The sequence below is a fragment of the Clostridium sp. TJA020 genome, assembly GCF_058310295.1.
In genome coordinates, this window is the sequence record NZ_JBZEFC010000003.1 from 371,517 (window position 1) to 391,048 (window position 19,532).

The 19,532-nt window shown below is 26.3% G+C and carries 17 protein-coding genes; 6 read left to right on the plus strand and 11 right to left on the minus strand.

Translation table 11 applies throughout. From position 1 onward, the window contains the following. Positions 1 to 12: 12 nt before the first annotated feature. The 5 genes from AC4FQ1_RS07770 to AC4FQ1_RS07790 all read right to left on the minus strand — a co-directional run bounded on the left by AC4FQ1_RS07770 (position 13) and on the right by AC4FQ1_RS07790 (position 6,225). Complete coding sequence (locus AC4FQ1_RS07770; protein WP_303130482.1) at positions 13 to 1,002, minus strand: tRNA 4-thiouridine(8) synthase ThiI; 990 nt, start codon at positions 1,000 to 1,002, stop codon at positions 13 to 15. A gap of 123 nt (positions 1,003 to 1,125) precedes the next feature. After that, positions 1,126 to 1,758, minus strand: a complete 633-nt coding sequence (gene spoIIR, locus AC4FQ1_RS07775) for a stage II sporulation protein R (RefSeq protein ID WP_491169396.1) — start codon at positions 1,756 to 1,758, stop codon at positions 1,126 to 1,128. Between the two features lie 60 nt (positions 1,759 to 1,818). Beyond that, positions 1,819 to 2,661 (minus strand): 4-(cytidine 5'-diphospho)-2-C-methyl-D-erythritol kinase, encoded by an 843-nt coding sequence (gene ispE / locus AC4FQ1_RS07780; protein ID WP_491169397.1) that lies wholly within the window; start codon positions 2,659 to 2,661, stop codon positions 1,819 to 1,821. A gap of 134 nt (positions 2,662 to 2,795) precedes the next feature. Beyond that, positions 2,796 to 5,408 carry a cyanophycin synthetase gene (gene cphA / locus AC4FQ1_RS07785; RefSeq protein WP_491169398.1) on the minus strand — a complete coding sequence of 871 codons (2,613 nt, stop codon included), beginning with the start codon at positions 5,406 to 5,408 and terminating at the stop codon, positions 2,796 to 2,798. After that, entirely contained in the window at positions 5,380 to 6,225 is an 846-nt protein-coding gene (locus AC4FQ1_RS07790) for a cyanophycinase (protein ID WP_491169399.1), read from the minus strand. Before AC4FQ1_RS07790 ends, cphA begins: the two co-directional genes overlap by 29 nt. Positions 6,226 to 6,538: 313 nt before the next feature. Between AC4FQ1_RS07790 and AC4FQ1_RS07795 the strand changes: the two genes are divergently transcribed. The 5 genes from AC4FQ1_RS07795 (at position 6,539) to AC4FQ1_RS07815 (ending at position 12,170) form a co-directional block, all read left to right on the plus strand. Next, positions 6,539 to 8,206, plus strand: a complete 1,668-nt coding sequence (locus AC4FQ1_RS07795; RefSeq protein ID WP_491169400.1) for an ABC transporter substrate-binding protein — start codon at positions 6,539 to 6,541, stop codon at positions 8,204 to 8,206. A 114-nt stretch (positions 8,207 to 8,320) separates the two neighbouring features. Further along, positions 8,321 to 9,286 (plus strand): ABC transporter permease, encoded by a 966-nt coding sequence (locus AC4FQ1_RS07800; protein WP_491148089.1) that lies wholly within the window; start codon positions 8,321 to 8,323, stop codon positions 9,284 to 9,286. A 20-nt stretch (positions 9,287 to 9,306) separates the two neighbouring features. Continuing rightward, on the plus strand, positions 9,307 to 10,194 hold the full coding sequence (gene opp4C / locus AC4FQ1_RS07805; protein ID WP_303130492.1) for an oligopeptide ABC transporter permease: 888 nt from the start codon (positions 9,307 to 9,309) through the stop codon (positions 10,192 to 10,194). 13 nt (positions 10,195 to 10,207) lie between these two features. Next, positions 10,208 to 11,167, plus strand: coding sequence for an ABC transporter ATP-binding protein (locus AC4FQ1_RS07810; protein ID WP_491169401.1), 960 nt, complete (start codon positions 10,208 to 10,210; stop codon positions 11,165 to 11,167). Positions 11,168 to 11,171: 4 nt separating this feature from the next. Beyond that, a complete protein-coding gene (locus AC4FQ1_RS07815) occupies positions 11,172 to 12,170 on the plus strand; it encodes an ABC transporter ATP-binding protein (protein WP_491169402.1) in 999 nt (332 codons plus the stop codon). Positions 12,171 to 12,228: 58 nt separating this feature from the next. On the opposite strand, the gene AC4FQ1_RS07820 is transcribed toward AC4FQ1_RS07815, so the two are convergent. The 4 genes from AC4FQ1_RS07820 to AC4FQ1_RS07835 form a co-directional block, all read right to left on the minus strand. Beyond that, on the minus strand, positions 12,229 to 13,791 hold the full coding sequence (locus AC4FQ1_RS07820; RefSeq protein ID WP_491169403.1) for a DUF3794 and LysM peptidoglycan-binding domain-containing protein: 1,563 nt from the start codon (positions 13,789 to 13,791) through the stop codon (positions 12,229 to 12,231). Positions 13,792 to 14,122: 331 nt separating this feature from the next. Beyond that, positions 14,123 to 14,359 (minus strand): Veg family protein, encoded by a 237-nt coding sequence (locus AC4FQ1_RS07825; protein ID WP_303129802.1) that lies wholly within the window; start codon positions 14,357 to 14,359, stop codon positions 14,123 to 14,125. 200 nt (positions 14,360 to 14,559) lie between these two features. Beyond that, positions 14,560 to 15,441, minus strand: coding sequence for a sporulation peptidase YabG (gene yabG, locus AC4FQ1_RS07830; RefSeq protein ID WP_303129799.1), 882 nt, complete (start codon positions 15,439 to 15,441; stop codon positions 14,560 to 14,562). A gap of 96 nt (positions 15,442 to 15,537) precedes the next feature. Next, positions 15,538 to 16,539 carry a CotS family spore coat protein gene (locus AC4FQ1_RS07835; protein WP_303129797.1) on the minus strand — a complete coding sequence of 334 codons (1,002 nt, stop codon included), beginning with the start codon at positions 16,537 to 16,539 and terminating at the stop codon, positions 15,538 to 15,540. 106 nt (positions 16,540 to 16,645) lie between these two features. Here AC4FQ1_RS07835 and AC4FQ1_RS07840 point away from each other — a divergent pair, with 106 nt between their 5' ends. After that, positions 16,646 to 17,767, plus strand: coding sequence for a glycosyltransferase family 4 protein (locus AC4FQ1_RS07840; protein ID WP_303129796.1), 1,122 nt, complete (start codon positions 16,646 to 16,648; stop codon positions 17,765 to 17,767). A gap of 23 nt (positions 17,768 to 17,790) precedes the next feature. Here AC4FQ1_RS07840 and AC4FQ1_RS07845 read toward each other — a convergent pair whose 3' ends face one another. Continuing rightward, on the minus strand, positions 17,791 to 18,840 hold the full coding sequence (locus tag AC4FQ1_RS07845) for a CotS family spore coat protein (RefSeq protein ID WP_491169404.1): 1,050 nt from the start codon (positions 18,838 to 18,840) through the stop codon (positions 17,791 to 17,793). Positions 18,841 to 18,851: 11 nt separating this feature from the next. After that, on the minus strand, positions 18,852 to 19,529 hold the full coding sequence (locus AC4FQ1_RS07850) for a hypothetical protein (RefSeq protein WP_303129793.1): 678 nt from the start codon (positions 19,527 to 19,529) through the stop codon (positions 18,852 to 18,854). Positions 19,530 to 19,532: the final 3 nt, after the last annotated feature.

A 19,532-nucleotide genomic window follows, 5' to 3' on the forward strand; every position in this document is an offset into this window, starting at 1 on the left:
ATCTATGCCCCCTTATTTTATTTGTATTATGTATTTAAGTATTTCTTCTTCACTTGCAGGTTTAACCTTCAATACACCTTCAAACTTACATCCAAATTTACCATAAGATATTTCAACTTCATCTAAATCTTTTCCTTTGCAATATCTTCCCGCTATTTTAGCTGCTAAAATTTTATCATCTTCATTACATTTGCCATGAATAATTACCATTGCACCATTATGACTAGTTGGATAAAATACTAAATCTTCTTTTGTTAAAAATGATTTTATCTCATCACCTTCTACTTTAGTTCTTGTTGCAATTATAGTACATCCATTATCACTAACAAAATGTCTTCCATATCTTAATAATTCTATTTCGGTTGGTGTTGCATCACCATTTCTTTGAAGTGTTTCTTTTAATCTTAATGAATAATTTGGTTCTGTTAATCTACATCCACCAGCTGGTGATGGATAATCTTTTATTCCCCACTTATCAGCAAGCTCCATTTGAATCTTTCTACTTCTTCCTGATATATTAAGAAGCTTTTCTCTATCTACTAATCCATTCTTCTCCATATCAGTTTCGTCAAGATTTTTAGCACATAAAGGTCTAAGTATTTTATCATCAAAGCCTGATTCTTTTCTTACCTTATTTAAAGCTTGTCTATTTTGAGACATTGGTCTTTGGTTTAAAACTTCACCAGTTATTATAAAATCAGCATTAAACTTCTTTAATAATTCTCCTGAATATCTCATCATCATAGCATGACAATCTATGCAAGGATTCATATTTTTTCCCCAACCATTTTTAGGGTCCTTAACCATTTCAAAATGTTCCTTTGAAAAATCTACAACTTCTAAAGGTATATCTATTTGTTTAGTCATTCTTAAGGCATTTTCCTCATTAAAAAAGTATGATCTAAAACAAATTCCTATAACATCTATTCCTTGATCTTTTATTAATTTTGCAGCTAATATACTATCTAATCCACCTGAAATCATTGCTAATGCTCTAGTCATTAAATTTTCCTCCTATATTTCACATAATTCAAAACTACATATTTTAAATTCATAAATTGTTACAAATTATAGTTTATGATTCTTCTTTAGTTTTATCAAGTTAAATTTTAATATAGCCTAATATTAAAACACATCTTTTAATACTTCTATAAACTTAAATTTCAAATTATAATTTTCTTTTTCTTCTTTTTGTACTATTTCATCCATTCTCTTTTCAGTTTCATTATACGCAACTTCTCCTTTAGTTACATCAACAAAACATAATGGTGGAAACATTACACACCACCAATTCTGTCCAACCGAATCTCCTATAAGTATCCTATAAGCTTCATATTCACCTTGTGGTAATGTTATGTTACCATAAACCTTTTCTGGAAAATTTTCTTTTGATAATTGACTATCTATCTTATAATTATATCCTTTATCTTTAACCACATTTTTAGCTATTTCTTTAACCTTCTTATCATTTTCTTTTATTATTTTCCTTGATTGATTTATACTTTTTGATTGAGCTAACTTTGGTTCTAAATATTTTATAACTTCATCTCTAATTTCAAGTTTTAATTTTTGATCCTTTTCACTATCACTATTCGCTATAACATGAAATCTTATAATCTCATCTTTAATTTTATCATAATCATATATTACTTCATTATTTAAGTTATCTTTTACCTTTGCACTACTTTCAAAATAGCTTGTACTAAAATTTAAAACAAATATAACCCCAAACATAATACCAAATATAACTTTCTTCATAATAAAACCCCCTTATCTAGTAATCATTATTACCATTAAAGAGAGTTTTATACATTTATTTTATATAGTTCTTGTTATAAATACATCTTTATATTTTTTCTTCATATTTTCAAAACATAATTGAGCTTTAAGCATATCATCAAAAAATGCAAAAACAGTTGGACCGCTACCGCTCATCATACTACCTATAGCCCCATTTTCCATCATACTTTGTTTTATTGATACAATCTCTTTATATTTAGAAAGTGTTACATTCTCAAGTAAGTTTTTCATATTTTGTGATACAAATTCTAAATTATCATTCCCCATTGCCTCTATAAGATTTTCTACCTTTGGATGAAATACAACTTTTGAAAGGTCAAATTCTTGATATACACCTTTAGTTGAAACACCAAATGGTGGTTTTACTAAAACTAATATTTTATCTTTGAAAGATTTTAACTTAGTTAATTTTTCTCCTATCCCTTCACATAAAGCTGTACCACCTACTATACAATAGGGAACATCAGCACCAAGTCTTACCCCTAAATCCATAAGTTGTTTTTCAGTAAGTTTAGTGTTAAATAATTCATTCATTAATTTTAATACAGCTGCACAATCTGTGCTTCCTCCAGCCAAACCAGCCGATACAGGTATATTTTTCTTTATATTTATGTTTACTCCACAGTCTATATTAAATTCTTCTATAAATAACTTAGCTGCTTTATAAGCTAAATTCCTTTCATCTGTTGGAACATAAGGTTTATTACAGCTTATTTTTATTCCTTTTTTTATTTTATCTACTGTTATCTCATCATATAAATCTATAGCTTGCATTATCATTCTTAATAAATGATACCCATCTTCTCTTTTACCAATTATATCTAATGCTATATTAACTTTAGCATACGCTTTAGTTTTCATAATGTATACCTTCCCTCTGATAATGTTATTTCATATTTTATCATAGCTGATTTTTTATGTCTATTTTTGTAATATAAAATAATAAGCATATAAAATTCATTGAAATCATTCAAGAAATTTATATGCTCAAACTATTATAAATTCACCAAATCCTCTTTATCTTCTTTTATTTTATTATTAATTAATTCAATAACTTCTCTTAGTGGATTTAGCTGTTCAAAAAATACTATAACAATATCTCCTTCACCACTAACTCTCAAAGCTTCTTTAAAAGCTTCAACTTCATTTAATATTATTTTTCTATTAACACTTTCCTGTAATCCTTCTTCTATTAAATTGGCAATTTCCCCAGGTTCTCTACCTCTTCTATCAGCATCTTCTTTTATTATTACATAATCTAAATTCTCTCCACTTATTTTTCCTATTTCTTTTGCCATCTTATTACTTCTATCACCCGGAATTCCTATTACTCCAATTAACTTTTTATAATTCATATTTTTTAAGGATTTAAAAATAACTTTATATCCTTCAATATTATGTCCGTAATCTAATACTACTTTTTTACCATCTACATAATACATATTAAATCTACCTGAATTATGATTACTATCTAACTTAAATTTACTTAATCCCCTAGCAATCATACAATAATCTATACCTAATCCAACTAATACTGAACAAGCACCAAGAACATTTTCTATATTAAATGTTAAAGTTCCATTTAAAGTTATTGGTATATCATTTATGTTTATAACATTATATTTTCTTTTATTGTTTATCACACATAACATATTATCTTCTATGAATATTGCTTTTTTACCTTCATTGATATTTTTTTGTATCAATGGATTATACTTAGATTTTGCAAAAAATATTATTTCTCCTTTAGCCCTATTTATTAGTTTCTTACTCCACTCATCATCTGCATTTAAAACTGAATATCCATTTGGCTTTACAGCTTCAATAACTAAAGATTTAACAAAACTTAAATCCTCAAGAGTATTTATATTATCAATTCCTAAATGATCATCAGTGATATTTGTTATAATACCAACATCAGCTAAATCATATGCTAAACCATTTCTTATCATTCCACCTCTTGCAGTTTCAAGTACAGCTACATCTACATCTTTATTTAATAAAACTGCTCTTGCACTTTCATATCCAGTATCATCTCCTATATCTATACACTCATCACCTATACATATTCCATCAGTTGATGTCATACCTACAGTATTACCCATTAATTTCAACACATAAGCTATAATTCTTGTAGTAGTTGTTTTTCCATTAGTCCCTGTTATTGATACTAAAGGTATATTTCTAGGATTTCCACCATAAATATGATTTAATATACATTTTCCAACATCCCTACTTTTTCCTTTTGTTGGATAATGATGCATTCTTATTCCTGGAGCTGCATTAACTTCTATTATAGCCCCATCTTCATTTATTGGCTTACTTATGTCTTTTGCTATTATATCTACACCACATATATCTAGTCCAATAGCTTTAGCAGCCCTTATACAAAACTCTTTATTTTCTTTACATATTAAATCAGTACAATCTACCGCTACTCCACCAGTTGAAAGATTGGCATTTATTCTTAAAGTTATTTCCTCACCTTCATTTGGAACACTATCTATAGTAAAACCTTGCTTGTTTAAAATTAAATCCATTTCTTCATTAATTTTAACTTTTGTTAAAGGTTTTTCATGATCTTCTCCTCTTAAAGGATCAGAATTTAATTCTTCAACCAAACTTCTAATACTTCTTTTACCATCTCCATAAACTTTAGGCGGTATTCTTAGTGAAACTGCTACAACTTCATTACCTACAACACAAACTCTATAATCATTTCCTGATATATATTTTTCTATAATTATTTCCTTTTTATCTAAACTAAGCTTATTATAAACTTGCATAAGTTCTTTTTCATCTTTTATATTTAAATATACATCCTTGCCTTGATTCCCACATTTAGGCTTTAAAACCACTGGATAACCTATATCCTCAGCTGCTTTTAATAAATTTATTATGTTATAAACTTTTTCTCCTCTAACAACTGGTATACTTTGACTACATAAAAGTTTTTTAGTTAATAACTTATCACAAGCTATATCTACACCTATACATTTTGTAGAATTACCTATAGTAGCTTCTATCATTCTGCCTTGTTTTCCATATCCAATTTGATAATACCCTGAGTTATAAAGCTGAAAGACCGGCATTCCAACATCCTCAGCTGCTTTTTTTATTGCTTCTGTGCTAGGTCCAATGGATTCATATCTCATATTTTCAATAATTAAATCTAATCTTTCATTGAAATTGATTCCCTTTTCTTCTATTAAAGAATTAATAAAATCTACTGCTAACTTTCCAACTTCAATAGCAGTATCTTCATATACATATTCATAAATAATATAATAATGTTCTCCTTCACATTCTCTAGCTTTACCATAAGATACATCTAATCCTATCATATTTTGAATTGCAATTATTATATGTTCACATATATGTGATAGATAAGTTCCTTCATTTAATCTTATTACAAAACCACCTTCTACATCTATTCCACATCTATGTTCCTTAAGAATTGGTAATGTTCTTAATAATATTTCATTAAAATTATTAATTTTTTTACTTGGTATTTCAGAATATCCTTCTAAATCGACATCCATTCTCACGCACTTTCTATGAGAGTAAATATTCCTTCCATTAAATATTCTTATCCTTGTTATCCTCATCTCTTATTACTTCCTCCTCAAAAGGTATCTTTTTTAATAAATCAAATCTATTTCCTTCTATTAATACATGTAATTTTACATTGAATATACTTAATGGCTTATTTCTGTATTGCTCTGATATATTAGTATGATCTATTTTACTTCCATCTATTATATAAACTGCACCATTTCCAATAACTCTTAATAACTTTCTCTCATCAATAATTACAGCTGTATCTTCATCAATACCTACCCCTAAATATTCTGGATTTTCTGCAACACCAGTAAGAAGCCTTCCTATTCTTCCTCTTTGTATAAAATGTTGATCAATTATAATATTTTCTAAAAAACCTAATCCAGGTGACATATTAATACTATGCTTTTTAGGGGCTTCTTCATCATCCCCCTCTAAAATCATAGTTGAACTCATAACTGAAGCTCCTGCAGAAGTTCCAACAATAATTTTTCCATTATGTAAACTGTCTAAAAGAGCATCATTAATAGGCGTTCCACCTATAAGACTGGTTATTCTTAGCTGATCCCCTCCAGTAAAAAATATAAGTTTAGATAAAGTAATTTTTTCTATATTTTCTTCTAGATAAGCTTCTTTTCTATCATCTATATTTAAAAACTCTATGTTTTTTACTCCTATTTCATTGAATACTTTATTATAAATATCTTTCATTTCATCTTGAACTTCTGATGCAATAGTTGCAACAAGTAATGTATCTTTATCTTTATTTATTAATTCACATACTTCATTTAATATTTTTTTTCTACCTTTTTTATCTTCTGCACCACCTATTATAATAAGCTTATAATTTAACCTAGATTTCATAATAATCACCTCAAATCATGCATTTTTTATTATTTCCAACAAAATTACTATTTATTCAAAAGATTTCTATAACCTCTATAAAATAGTGTGTAATATTAAAAATATATATTAAATTCTTTATACTCTAATTATTAACTAAATAACAATTTCATTAATAAATAGTAAATTTTAATTTTTATATGCATAACAAAGTATTTTCTAGTTTTTTCAAGAACATAAACGTTTTCTTTAAATTAATTAAATTAATTAAATTAGAATAATTACATATATAGATATATAATTATTTTGTAAGATTACTAAAGGGGGAATTTTTTTGAGAGGCAAAAGATTAATATCTATGTTAATTGCTACTAATTTATTAGTTGGATTATCAATAACTGGTTGTAGCAATAAATCAGATGAAAAAACTGGAAAAATAAAGGATAAAATAGTATATGCATTAAATACTTCTCCAACTGGTGTATTTAATCCACTAATATGTGATACTAGATATGACGTTAAGGTAAACGATATCATATATGATCCTCTATTAATTGTTAATGAAGATGGTTCTATTCAACCATGTATAGCTGAAAGCTATAAAATCTCAGATAATAAAAAAGATTTAACATTGAAATTAAATCCTAAAGCAAAATGGCATGATGATAAACCTATAACTGCTGAAGATGTTGCTTTTACTATATATTCAATGTTAAATCCAAACTATACAGGTGGTTCTGCTGGTGAATTAGGTAATATAAAAGGTGCAAGAGCTTTTACTGAAGGAAAGTCAAAATCTATTGAAGGAATAAAGGTGGTAGATAATAATACTATAACTATCCATTTTGAAAAAATTTACTCACCATCATTAAATGCTATATTAAACTTAAAACCAATCCCAAAACATATTTGGTCAAAAGCACCAGTACAAAATTGGGATAAAGAAACTAAATTATTAAATAACCCTGTTGGTTCTGGAGCTTATAAACTATCTAAATTTGAATCAGGACAATATGTTGAATTAGAAGCATTTGATAATTATTTTAATGGAAAAGCTAAAACCAATAAATTTATACTAAAGGTAACTAATCCTGATACATTACAAGCTGAATTCAAAAATGGAAATGTAGATATAGCTAATGTAAATGATATGAGTAAATCTGAAGTAGAAGCATTAAAAAAGGATGGTTTTGATACAATAACTTATCCTGATTATATGTTCCAATATATGGGCTTTAACTTAAGAGAAAAAAAATTCCAAGATAAAAAAGTTAGACAAGCATTTATGTATGCAATAGATAGAAAACTATTAGTAGATAAATTGTTAGAAGGTAATGGTGAAGTTATAAATACACCTTTATTACCTACTAGTTGGGCTTATCCAAAAGATATTAAATTAAATGAATATAATTACAATGTAGAAAAAGCTAAATCTCTATTAAAAGAAGCTGGTTGGACTTATAAAGATAATGATGGTATACTTGAAAATTCTAAAGGTGAAAAATTTACAGTTGAATTAAAATATCCTACTGGATTAAAATCTAGAGAACAAACCGCTCTAATAATTCAAGAAAGTTTAAAGAAAGTAGGCGTTAATGTAAAACTATCTTCTATGGAATTTTCAACACTAATGGAACAAGTAGTTGCAAATCATGAATTTGATTTATATTTAATGGGTAATACTTTATCACTTGATCCAAATCCAAAACCATTTTGGAGTTCTAAAGCAGCTTCTGATAAAAAAGGTGAACAAGGTTGGAATATAGTTTCATATAAAAATTCTAAAGTTGATGCTTTATTAGATAAAGGCCTTGAAACTATAAATCAAGATGAACGTAAAGAAGTTTATGCTGAATTTGGTAAAATATTAAACGAAGATGTTCCAGAAGCATTTTTATATGTACAAAACAATGAAATAATGTATAACTCAAAACTTAAAGAATTCAAACCTTCTACTTTCGATGAATTTAATAATATAAAAAATTGGTATATAGAAGAATAATAATTAAAGAAGGGATTTTTAGTCCCTTCTTTTTATTTTAATATATTTCAAATACACACAAAATTATAAAGGAGGTATTACGACATTTCATTTTATAATAAATGTCTATAAAATATGATAAATTATATAATCAAAAGAATTGGAACATCAATTATAATACTAATAGGTATATCCCTTATCGTATTTACATTAGTTCAGTTTCAACCTGGAAATCCTTATTCAACTATGATAGATCCAACTATACCACCAGAAACAGTTGAAAAAATGTTATTAAAAATAGGTTATTACGATCCTTTTCCATTGAAATATATTAAATGGTTAACTAGAGCAATTACAGGCGACCTTGGATACTCTATACATTATAAATTACCAGTTATAACAGTTATATCATCAAGAATTTGGAATACATTTTTGTTATCAATTTTTTCTTTTACTATTGGAACTATCATTGCAATACTAGTTGGAGTAATATCATCATATAAACCTAACTCTATTTTTGATTATATTACTACTATACTATCATTTATAGGTTTATCAATTCCTACATTCTTTTTTGGATTAATTCTTATAAAAATATTTTGTTTTAATACAAATTTTCTACCTTCATCTGGTATGAGCACTTTAGGTGCAAGCCATAGCGGAATAACTAAAATATTTGATATTGGTAAACATATGATTTTACCAGTTATAGTTTTATCTTTAACCCAAATAGCTTCTCTTATAAGATATAGCAGATCTTCAATGATAGATGTACTTAAAAATAATTATATTCAAACTGCTAGAGCTAAAGGGTTAAGCTTAAAAGCTACAATCTGGAAGCATGGTTTTAAAAACTCACTTATATCAATAATAACAATACTTTGTATGCAGATTCCCTCATTATTTTCAGGTGCATTAATAACAGAAACTATATTTCTTTGGCCTGGTATAGGTAGATTAAATTATGAAGCTGTTATAAATAGAGATTATCCATTGATTATGGGTATAACTATGATGTTAGCTATTTTAATAGTTTTTTCAAATTTATTAGCTGATATTTTATATGCAATTGCAGATCCTCGAATAAGACTTGATAGATGATTCGTACGGAGGTAAATTTTATGAACATACTTAAGATTAGATCAAAAAAATTAAATAATTTATCACCTTTAAAATATATGTCTATTAAAAAATTCACCAAAAATAAATTGGCTGTATTAGGATTAATAATAATTATTTTATTATCACTTTTTTCCATACTTGCCCCATTTATCACAAATTATAATCCTAGTACTACTGACCTATATAATATAAAATCACCACCAAACGCTATTCACATATTAGGAACTGATGAGGTAGGTAGAGATGTATTTTCAAGACTTTTATATAGTGGCAGAATATCTCTATCTGTTGGAATAGCATCTATGTTTATTCAATTAATTATTGGCGTTACAATAGGCTCTATTGCAGGTTATTATGGTGGTTTAGTCGATTCTATTATAATGCGATTAATTGATATAATAATGTGCTTTCCATTTTTCGTTATAGCTATTACAATTGCATCAATAGTTGGTCCAAATATCTTTAATTTAATATTAATAATTGGAATATTAATGTGGCCAGGTATAGCTAAAATAGTAAGAGCTGAAATACTTTCCTTAAAGGAAAGTGATTTTATACTCTCTGCTAAAGCTTTAGGCTTAAGTTCTATGGAAATAATAATAAAACATCTAATTCCAAGTGTAATATCCCCTATTTTAGTTGCTTCAACACTTTGTGTTGCAGATGGAATACTTACTGAAGCATCACTTAGTTTCTTAGGTATGGGTGTTAGACCTCCAAATCCAAGTTGGGGAAGTATGTTATCAGCTGCTCAAAATATACAAACTCTTCAAAATGAATGGTGGCTATGGGTACCATCTGGAATTATGGTAATATTAACGGTTTTATCAATAAATTTCTTAGGTGATGGTTTAAGAAATGCATTAGATCCTAAAATAAAAATTTAAGGAGATTACAATAATGAATTTACTACAAATAAAAAACCTTACAACAACTTTTAATACAGATTGCGGTAAAATAATCGCTGTTGATGATATATCTTTTTCCTTAAAAAAAGGGGAAGTTCTTGGAATAATTGGTGAATCTGGTAGTGGAAAAAGTATTACTTCTCTCTCAATAATGAATTTAGTTCCTAAGCCAAATGGATGTATAGAAAAAGGTTCAATATTATTTCATAATAATGATTTATTAAGGTTATCTGATTCTGAAATGTGTAATATAAGAGGAAATAAAATTTCAATGATATTTCAAGAGCCTATGATTTCATTAAATCCAGTCTTTACAGTCGGTAATCAAATACTTGAAGTTTTAAAAATACATAAAAAAGGATCAAAAACTGAAAATAAACAAAAAGTTTTACAAATATTAAATAACTTAAAAATTCCTAACCCAGAGGAAATAATAAAAAAATATCCTTTTGAATTAAGTGGTGGTATGTGTCAAAGAATTATGATTGCTATTGCTATGGCGTGTAATCCAGAGATTATTATAGCAGATGAACCTACTACAGCACTAGATGTTACAACTCAAGCAGAAATATTAGATTTATTAAAAAATATAACTACACATAATAATTGTTCAGTGTTATTTATCACTCATGACCTTGGTATAATAGCAGAACTTGCTAATAGAGTAATTGTAATGTATAAAGGAAAAATAGTTGAAGAATGTGATGTATTAGAATTTTTCAATAATCCATTACATCCATATTCAAAAGCACTTATAAAATCTATGCCACAAAAATTCAATAAAAGATTTTTTTCTATAAAAGGTTCAATTCCTAGCCCTTATGAACATATAAAAGGTTGTCCTTATAATACTAGATGTGATAAATGTATAGACATATGCTTTATTAAAGCTCCTCCAATAAAAAAAATAAATTTTAATCATACAGTATGTTGTTGGCTTAATAAGGAGTGATTTTATGACAAATTCAAGTGATATTGATACTTTAATAGAAGTAAAAAATTTAAAAAAATATTTTCCCGTTAAAAATAAATTTTTTTCTAGAAGTAAATTGTATAATAAAGCAATTGATGATATATCTTTTTCTATAAAAAAAGGTAAGATTTTAGGATTAGTTGGTGAATCTGGTTGTGGAAAATCAACAGTAGGAAAAACTATATTAAATTTAATACAACCTACAGGAGGAACTGTAAAATTCAATAATAAACTAATTTTTGATGTTGAGAAAAATATTAAACTTCAAAAAGCACATCTAAACTCCATTAGAAAAGATATGCAAATAATATTCCAAGACCCTTACGGAAGTTTAGATCCTAAAATGACAATTAAAAATATAATATCAGAAGGAATAAAAAAACACAAAATAATACCTTCATCAGAAATTGAAAATAGATGTATAGAATTATTAAACTTATGTGGAATGGATAAAAGTTATTTAAATAAGTATCCTCATGAATTTAGTGGTGGACAAAGACAAAGAATTTGTATTGCAAGAGCTTTATCACTTAATCCTCAATTTATAGTGTGTGATGAACCTACAGCTGCTTTAGATGTATCAATACAATCTCAAATTTTAAATTTAATGTTGGATTTAAAAGAAGAACTTTCACTTACATATCTTTTCATATCTCATAACTTAAGTGTTGTTATGAATTTTTGTGATGATATATCTGTAATGTACTTAGGAAAAATAGTAGAAAGTGCACCAACAGATGAATTGAAAAGAAATCCACTTCATCCTTACACTAAAGTATTAATTTCATCAATGCCAGTAAGCCACCCTCTAGAAAAAAAACAAAGAATTTTATTAAAAGGATCTATTCCAAATGGAATAAATATCCCAAATGGTTGTCGCTTTCATACAAGATGTCCAAATTGTATGGATATTTGCAAAATAAAATCTCCTTGTTATAAAGAAATATCACCTAATCATTTAATAGCATGCCATTTATTCTAACAATTTAACTTTAATTATAAAAAGAGAAGATATTTAAAAATATCTTCTCCACATCATTTTAAACTACTAACCTACCTGGAATTAATAATTTATCACCAATTTGTAAATTATCTACATCTTCTAATTCATTTAATTTTATTATTTCTTCCATAGTTGTATTATACTTTTTAGCAAGTTTCCAAAGCGTATCTCCAGCACCTACAACATATATTGTTATACTTGCTTTCTTTTTAAGCTCTTCTCCCTCACCTTCAACTACATCATTTATAAATTCTTTTTTAATTTCAAATAAAACTTTTGCTGTTGTTATAACAGTTGCTTTTATAGCTATAGTATTAGCTTCTATTGAAGCCTCCATATTTTCTATACAACACTTAACCATAGCTTTCATATTTTCATTAGTTCCGTCTGTTTCTATAGCTATATTAAAAGGTATCTCCCCTGAAACTTTATCTAAATAATTTTCTTCATCACTAGTTTTATATATTACACTAACCTTTATATAACCACCAACTAAAACTTTATCTTTTACAACTGATTTTTCTGTTACTATAATGTTACCTGAATATGTTATTATTTTTTCAGGTGTCATATCTCCTTCATTAATATATATATTGTCCTTTACTATTGTTTCATTATTATAAATACCTTGAAGCATACCCATTTCATATTCATCTTTAATTATATTTACAGGAAACTTAGGTGAATAAGCATCTGTTATTACGTCAATATTTTTCTTAGAAAAAGCTTTTATACTGCAATTAACTAAAACTTCTGTATTAACAATTCTTGATTCTCCTAAATCATCTTCTTGAACATTTATGTCCTTATTTTTTATATTATAATCTGCTAAAACTTGCATATCAGGAGTAACACCTGGAACTTCTAATTCTTTTGATAAATATATACTATCTTCTAAGCAATATATTTCTCTACTTTCATTGCTTAAATAAGCCATAAAAATCTTACAATAACATCCACAATATATTTTATCTTCCCCTACTTTTATTTCCTTTTTATAAAGTTCCATATTAGATTTTAATACTTTTGCAATTTGAGGCTTATCCATACTAACTCTTATAATGGACTTTCCTGTTATATCAACATTTTCATTTGCACTAGTACTATTTATAATTTCATTTTTCTTAAGTATTTCAATTCTTTCATCACCTTCAATGTCCTTTATTAATTCCAATTCCCTTCCTTTATATATTTCCCAATTAAAATTAAGTACTCCATCAATAGAAACTTTTCTCTCATTTATTATTTGAGCTTCAATATGTTCTACCTTACATTCTACTTCAAATACTAATTTATGTTCAGCTTCACCTAAATCTAAACTATTACTAAACTTTTGAGAATAGTTTACTGATGAAACTACCATTTCTTCTTCTTTAGCTAAATAAATAACTGTATAATCAACTTTTCCTTCTATATTTACTTTATCTCCTAATGTTTCTTTAGATAATATATAAGGATTAGCTTCTACCATAAGTACTCTCTCTACATCTGGATGAGTATCTGGTATTAAATATTCATCATTTAACATAGTTGTAGTATTACTTTCCTTTAATAACTGTTCAAACTGAACATTCTCTTTTATAACATCTATTTTGGACATTTTCATTCCTCCTTATAAACTTCCTACTACTATGTATATAAAAATATTCAAAATGTATTACTATTGTGATGATTATTTTATTTATTTTTATAAATATCAAATATTTTATCCATTTTAAGGTAAATTGTTTTTGTTATAAATTTCTATAAAAAATTTTTTAATTTTTTTGTTGACAAAAGTAGTTTCTTGTCGTAGTATAGTAAGTGGTTATTGACCATATAACCTCTCATAAATTCTCAATACCCTTTTATACCATAGTTGAAAGATGGAAACCCACCATCTTTCTTTTTTTTTTGCATAAAAAAACTTCGAAATAAATCGAAGTCTTTTTCTAACCTGGAAAATGCAATTGTACCGTTTGAGTTAACACATCTGAATAACTATATGTCACAGTTCTTTGGGTGTCGTCATCTAATCTTATTACAAATATACTTGGATAAATACTTTCTAAAACACCATCATTAACAAGGATTTTTTTTCTTCCTCCATTGGCTTTTAAGGTAACTTTTTCTCCAAGGTGTCCCTCAATACTTTTTTTAATTGAAGCAATTGTTTTAATACTTTCCATAAAAAACACCCTCTTTCTTTTAATTATTATACCATTTTTTTGAATTGATTTCAAGCAAAATTTTTATTTTAACACTTTACATTTATAATGTCAATATTTTTTAGATATTTAATTTACATTTTTATTATCTGTATATAGACTAAATTTTATACATGTTTATTGGAATTAAAATATAAAAAGGAACTATTAAAAGTTCCTTTTTATATTATATACTCGGATTTAGGATACCCCTCTCTGTACTTACCTCTTGTTTGTAAACCTCCAACACCTTTTATTCCTGTTATTGTATTTTCTATAACATCCTTTATTGAAACTACATCAGTTATTTTAGTGTATGCTAACTTCTCGCAAACAAATACTGGATCTAAACAATGAATTAGCACTCTACTTGGGGATGATGCAAAATTTGCTCCTGCATCTAACATACATTCATAGCAACTTTGACAAGCACCTGCAAAAATTATTAGTTCATCATAACTAGAGTTATAATCTCTAAGTGCCTTAACTGCATCTCTATAAAAAATCGAATTTCTATAGTTATTTAAATCTAAATAATCTCTTGTTCCTCTTAAGACACCATCATGACCTGTTAATACTACTATATCTGGTTTTATTCTTTTAACTAAATCAACAATTTTTTTAGGTTGTTCACATTCTGGTATTGATACTCCTACTGCATCTAAAGATAATTGCTTATATACTTTTAAACAAGTATCCATATATTCCTTATCTCCATCTACATGAAGTATTTTTCCAGGTCTTCCAAAAACCAATTCATCATTTCCCTTACCTTTTTTTATAGTTTTGCTTGCTCTTAATACACCATGCTTAGCAAGCTCACCTCTTGATGATATAGCAGACTTCAATGCAGCACTTACTCTGCTATTTAATATTTTATCCTTTTCAGCTGAATAATCATCTTCTACTTTTTCTAAATCATCAACACTAGCATCTGCTATTATTCTTATATTAATTCCCTTTAAAATATAACGTACTTCTCCATTTTCTTCTTTTATGTCTATAACTTTAAATGTTACATCTTTATCATATGATTTTCTTACAACTATATCTCCTACAACCATAAAACCCTCTAAAATATTATTTATTATTTCATTATATGTATTAATATAGATTTATGATTTAAAAAATAATAGGGCTGCTTAAAAAACAGCCCTTTTTTATTTAATATTATATTCTTCTTTAAATTGACTTAAGAAATTTAAATAATTTTCTTTTTCATCTATTATATTTTGAAGCTTCTTAGCAAAAGTATTTTGTCCCCAATTTACTTCATTATAATAGTATCTATTAGCTAATCTCCAATATCTTTGTGGAAATTGTAAGTAAGCATATAAAACCTTGTATTCATCTTCTCTTAATGGAGATATGTTGTTATATGATTCTATTATTGATTTTGCATATTCAAAATTCCACTCAACTCTTTTTAAAACTTTAGTAATAAAATTTGATATATCAAATACTCTTATTTCTCTTTTACAATAATCAAAATCTATAACATTAACATCATTATTCTTATCAATTATTATATTATGATAAGTAAAATCATGATGACATAAACTTTTATCCTTTTCAGCAATTTCACAAAGTTCAAGATAATTTGAACTTTCTAATGTATTAAATGCTTCTTTTCCCATTTCTTTATAAAATTCCATTGACTTAATATATATTAAATCAAAATCGCTCTTATGATGCTTCTTTCTAACCATATCTCTCATTTTATCTAGTGATTTAACTCTCTTTTGCATAAGATTTACCCATCTGCCTAAATCACTTTTTAATTTTGAATTTTCAGGTGGATCATATCCTTTTGATGCCTCATGTAACTTAGCTAATGTTTCAGCTGCAATTTTAACATCTTCTATTTCATGAAAATCACATTCTCTTCCTTCAATCCAATTAGATAAAGTATATAAATCTTCATTTACTAATGCATACGGCTCTCCATCAGTATTTAAAAAATATCTATCTATTTTATCAAATCCATTTTTTATTAAATGCTCTTTAGCACCACATACAAATAATAATTTTTGTGGTCCATAATTTATTTTCTTTAAACATCTCTCCCCTTTATTTGTTTTTAAATAATATACGCCTTTACTCGCTTTCAGAGTTTCTATTTCTATATCGAATTGTCTTTCTATTTCAAACTCTCTCATCATTTTAACCACCCCCTTAATATTTATATGTACATTATATTTATTTTATTAACACTTTCTAACTTATAAAAATATAATAAAATTAACAATAATTTGAAAGGATTAAATAATGAGAGTTGGAATTGATGGAAGAGCTGCAAAATGGTATAGAGGAACAGGCATTGGTACTTATACTCATCAGTTAATAAAAAGCTTAAATTATATAGATTTTAATAATGATTATTTAATTTTCACACCTGAAAACCCTGAGTTTAAAAATTTAAATAGAAACTTTAAAATTGAAAAGGTTAATGAACTGCTTAGTGAAAATTTTTGGGATGAAGTTAGAGTTCCAAATATTTTATCAAATAGTAATATTGATTTGTATCACGTTCCCCAAAATGGTGTTGGATTATCTGATAATGTAAACTGTAAAAAAGTAATTACATTGCATGATATAATTCCTCTAAAAATGCCTGAAACAGTTAGTAAAAGATATTTAAAAATTTTTAATAATGATATGCCAAATATTCTAAAACAATGTGATGGAATTATAACAGTTTCAGAATTTTCTAAAAGAGATATACACAAAGAATTTAATTTTCCAATGGAAAAAATATTTGTTACTCATTTAGCTGCCGAAAAAATTTATAAACCACTTGGAAAGCATCAATGTAAAAAAATATTAGAAAATAAATATAATATAAAATCTGATTTTATATTATATGTTGGTGGATTTAGTCCTAGAAAAAATATATTAGGACTTATAGAAGCATATTCTCTACTTCCTTTACCTTACAGAAAAAATACAAAGTTAGTTATAACAGGTAAAAAGGGAATATCATACAATCTCTATTTAAATAGAGCTAGAGAACTTAATGTACTTAATGATGTTATATTTACTGGTTTTATCCCATTAGAATATTTACCTTATTTTTATAATGCATCAGAAATGTTAGTATATCCTTCTTTTTATGAGGGATTTGGTCTTCCTCCAATAGAGGCAATGGCTTGTGGAACACCAGTTATAACTTCTAATGTAACTTCATTACCAGAAGTATGTTACGATTCTGCATTACTTATAAATCCTAATGACCCTCATGAATTAAGTCATGCTATGGAAAGAGTTTTAAGTGATAGTTTACTTGTACTTGCTATGGTTAAAAAGTCTATTATTAGAAGTAGACAGTTCTCTTGGGAAAGAACAGCTCAAAATACAATAAATGCTTATAATTCTATAATAAATAAATAAGGGTGCAAATACTGCACCCTTATTTATTTAGCTAACTCTTCTTTATAAAGCATTTTATAATCACTTAAAAACTTTCTTCTAAATATATCATTTTCTAATTTTGTTTTAAATCTATGCAAAAATATTTCTTCATCCCATTCTTTGTTTTTATGATAATATGATTTTATTATTGAATATATATCTCTTGGAAAACTCATAAATATATATATCAGCTTATATTCTTCTTCTGTAAGTTGTATCACTTTATTATAAGTATCTATAATCTTTTTGCATTTTTCAATACTAAATGTACTATTTTTTATCCATTTTAATATAAAGTCTGCAATATCTAAAGCTCTTAAATCAATTGTTGAATAATCTAAGTCTATTATATTTACACCTGAATCATTTATTATAAAGTTATGATTTGCAAGATCATTATGACAAAGTGATATAAATTTATTGTCATTTATAAGCTTATCATAATTACTAATCCAAAGCATGTCTTTAGCCTTTGATAACTCAAATATATACTCATCACAAGTTTCCATAAATAACTTATCAAAATCATTTTTATAACTATATAAACTTACCCATCTTTTTATATCTAACATATCTTCTTCAGCATTTTTATAATAGTTAAACAAATCTTCTCCATATATGCACACAGTATCTTTAGCATTTAAATAATTAATTATTCCATAAGATGCCTTATGAAATTTTGCAACAGCATCAATACACATTTCAACCTCTAATGGATTATTGATAGATGCTTCCCTTCCCTCTATTAAATCCATTAGTATATAATTCTCTCCATTCCAATTTATAAATTCTTTATCTTTATTTATTTTATTCATATTCATTATATTTTTAAAATCATCATTAATATATTCAATAGATCTTCCAATGAAATTTATCTTATCTTCATTATAATCAACTTTTTTCAAAAGTTTCTTGCCATCTTCAGTCGTTAACATAAATAATTTTCTAAGTGGTGTAACATCTAAAATACTTATTCCTATTTCATCAAAAAACTTTTTACTAAGGTCATATCTACAGAGATTTTTCCTTTCTGAGTATCTATCCTTTCCCATAATAGTCCTCCTTAAAATTCAAGTTCCTTTTCTACTATCTTCTTAATATCATCTTTACATTCATTTAAATTAAATCTATTTTTATATAAATATTTGATACCTTCATGTGGTATATTAACCATACAATTTATATAATTTAGGCTATCTTTGCTTAAATTATTTTTCTCAACATATTCTTCAGCATAATTTTTCAAGTCATCTTTACTAGACTTTTTTTTAATTTTTAAAAGGTAATTTATAAAATCATCTTCTACTATATTAAATGAAATTTTCTTAATTTTACCAACCTCAACTTTTTCCATCACTCTTAAATTTGTTTCATCAACTTTATCTATGCATATTTCATCTTTTTTCATAGCTCTTTTATATATATCTTCAAGATATATATTATCCAACTTATCAAGTTCAATTTTTGCTCTAGCAAGTATTAACCTTCCATAAAAGTTATCTCTTGAAATAATATTTTCTAACTTCTTATTACTAACAACTAATCTATCTACTCTTTTACCAATTTCACTTAATATACTATTTTTTTCTATTGAATGATATCCCATAAGAACATCTTGCAACTTAATAATTAAATCAATTTGTGATGATACATTGATTTTAGAACTATCTCTTTTAAAATAATCTCCAATTAAATGTATATCCTTCTCTAATAAATACTTTTTTAAAGCTCCCTCATTCATTAT